Source organism: Eubacterium sp. AF15-50 (assembly GCF_934835595.1).
GTDB classification, from domain to species: domain Bacteria; phylum Bacillota; class Clostridia; order Lachnospirales; family Lachnospiraceae; genus Eubacterium_G; species Eubacterium_G segne.
Window position 1 is genome coordinate 1 of sequence record NZ_CAKVZL010000138.1, and the last position, 3,126, is coordinate 3,126.

Annotated in this window: 1 protein-coding gene; it reads right to left on the minus strand. The window is 34.6% G+C overall.

Annotation, left to right across the window (positions count from 1 at the left end; genetic code table 11):
- On the minus strand, nucleotides 1-3,126 hold a 3,126-nt coding region (locus tag Q5O73_RS10390), incomplete at both ends, for a hypothetical protein (protein ID WP_302669649.1).

Here is a 3,126-nt window from a genome sequence, read left to right on the forward strand (position 1 = left end):
GTTACAACCTTATCCGGTTTGTCAATATCTATGTTAAGGGTCGGTGCCTTAGTGTGATACATAATTTCTATTTCATGAATTTCAGACTTATTTCCACCTATATTCATAATCTGATATGAAATAGTATTTGAACCTTCAAACACAGGTATTTCACATACAGTGTCTGAAATGTCTGATGAATAAAAATCTTCAGGAGTTTCTGCATTTTTAACTTTTGCAGCATCAATTGGTTTAATGTTAATGGACATTGTTTTGTCTGTGTCATTAAAACTTTCAAACTTGAACCATTTCACTGCTCTGACATTTTCCCCGTCTCCTGCCCATACTTTTATCCAGTAATTATCCAAATCATCTTTTTCCATGGCATTTATTGACATTTTAATTGTTCTGTCATATGAAATTACCTGATTATCATCATAAGTGTCTGTGGCACAGTTTCCAAGATATAATGTATCTGCATCATATGCCTCCTTGAAATCATATGTATAATCCTTTTCTCTTTCCTGTACAAAACTTCTTGTAAAGTTGTAGTCTCCGGTTTTTACAAAGCCGTAATATGGTGGCTTTTCATCATTTCCATGTTCATCCTTGGCGGTAAAATTAATTTTGGTTGATACACTGTCAATACCAAAAGCTTCCGTCATTTCATTAGAATAATCATACAGGTAAATATCATCGTAGGTAGCTGTTGAAATACAATCCTTTGCCTCTCCATCTACATAATTACAAATAGATACTTCCACTGCATAATGACCGTTTTCTAACTTAAGGTCTTCCGGTATGGTTATTTCATCAGTTGTAACTCCTGTTGCTAACTGCCACTGGTAAACATATTTTCCTGTGTCTACATTTTTAAGCTTAATATATGTATTTTCAGAATTGTAATTTATATCCTCTGTCACAAAATCATTAGTTCTGATATTTGATATTTTAAAACTGAACTTTGCATTTTTAAGGCTGGATAAATACTCCGGCTGATAATCTTCCGGGTTATACTGATAACAAAGTCTTTTATCTACCTGCTGTCCATAATTACCCTTAGCCGTCAATTCAACCTTCAATGCCTTTCTGGAATAAATGTGATGCAGATTAAGTTCTATATCCTGAGTATCTGACAGGGAATACATATCGGGAATCATAACAAATGAATCCTTAATTAGTTTTCCCTTTGAAGCATCAAATTTAACAGTGCCGGTGCCCCATTCAAATGCTGATGCCTTAAATCCGGTACCTGCCATTACATTTAATTTTCCATAATATTTATCTGATGCTATAGCCAAAAATCTCTGTCTGTATGTACCGTTATCTGCTAATTTTGCCTCCTCTGCAATGGTGTATTCACTGCCACTGCCGGTAATTTTGGCATATGTCCACAGTTTTATTTTATTTTTATCATATCCGTCAGAATATGGGAATTCATCTCCATTTAAAAATTCTTCCCTATTTAATGCAATATAGGCTGACTTTCCTGACTGTTTTCTGACAAAATAGTGTCCTTCATTACAAGGGTCTTCAATAGCAACAAACATACCTACATCATTACTACTTGATGTAAAAGGTCCATCTACTACTAATGATGATTTTTTGTTTGGAACATCTGTTGGCAATGAAATCTGCATTTCCGGCATAGTCATATCAATGTTTGCTGTAACTAACTTTCCACTTGTAGTATTATTTTTATTTCTTGATACATCCTGTGCGTACACATAAAGGTCTCCGGAATAAACCTGGTTCTGAGTCACATTTTCCGTTTTTATGGTTGCAATACATTCCGTTACTTTTCCGTTATTTGTTTTTACTGTTTCTACCATACCGGCAGGTAAAACTTTGTATGATTTTAAATCCGGAACCACTTCCCCCTTTTTAACCCATATATACTTTATGGCGTTTATATCAACACCACCTTCGTCTTTAATTCTGACTTTAGCTTCCTGATATGCGCTGTTATCTGCATTTTCCTTAAGGCTTATTCCTCTATATGAAATTTCAGGGCTAATCTTATCTTCCGGATTATAATTATATTTAATGGTAGCTGTAGCTAAGTTAGTGTTTACATCTGCCGCCGTCATTTTGACCTTTATACCTGATGTAACCGTGGAATAGTCAATTTCGTCAATAAATTTCAGATACAAATATACATAAGTCCTTTCTCCTGTAAGAGTGAAAGTTGTATCGCTGTCATCTGTTCCTTCTAATATCAGATTTTTGTTTGATTCCCCTTCCTTAAATGTTCTTCGGGAAAGCTCGCTTTTGCTAAGTTCCTTCGGTGACAAAATATACCTGAATTTTTTAACGGTGCTGCTTTGTAAATCAACACTTATAGAGCCTTTTCCATCTCTGACACCGGAAGCAAAAGGCTTTTTATCACTTCCGCTTTCCTCATCATTATCAGTTGTGTTAAGGACAATTCTATACACCTCTCCGGTTATATCGCATCTTGCCATATCATAGGTTTTAGTGTCGTCAGGCACACTATCCTCCACCATAATTACAGGTGCCTTATTATCTAAGTAAAATGTTTTTGATGTGTCATTTCTTAAATCTCCAACGGTACCTGCCTCGTTATCCGAATAGTCTTTTAACAAATTTCTATTTTCAATATCTAATATGGTTATTCTGTAGTCTTCCTTCTTTTTCCCACTGGATTTTGGTTTTATAACCATATCACCAGTGATGGTTACCGGTTCAAAAGTGATTTTGGTGGAATCACCATAGTAAATACTTTTAGCTTTTGCCGTAATCTGTTTTCCTGCGGAACTATATATATTAAACTTTGCCTGTATTTTGGCAAGGTTTGTTCCGGAAACTTTTTTAATATTTTCATTATATTCCACACTGGCTGTTAATTTTGTTCCTACCTTTAAATAATAGTTTTCGTTGTCATTTAAATTGTTTATTTTCTGATTAGATGAAAGCTTAACACTTTTAATGTTAGGGCTTACTGCATCTAAATAAACCCTGCTTATGCTTACACCGTTTTTGTAGGCAGAATCATCCCTGAAGCTGTTGATATCCAACGGATTTCCTGCAATATCAGTAATGGCACTGGTGGTCTTTTTAATTTCATTTTCAAATTTAGTGGAATCGTTTATACCACTTTTTAATTTTGATATGGTTGAACTACTG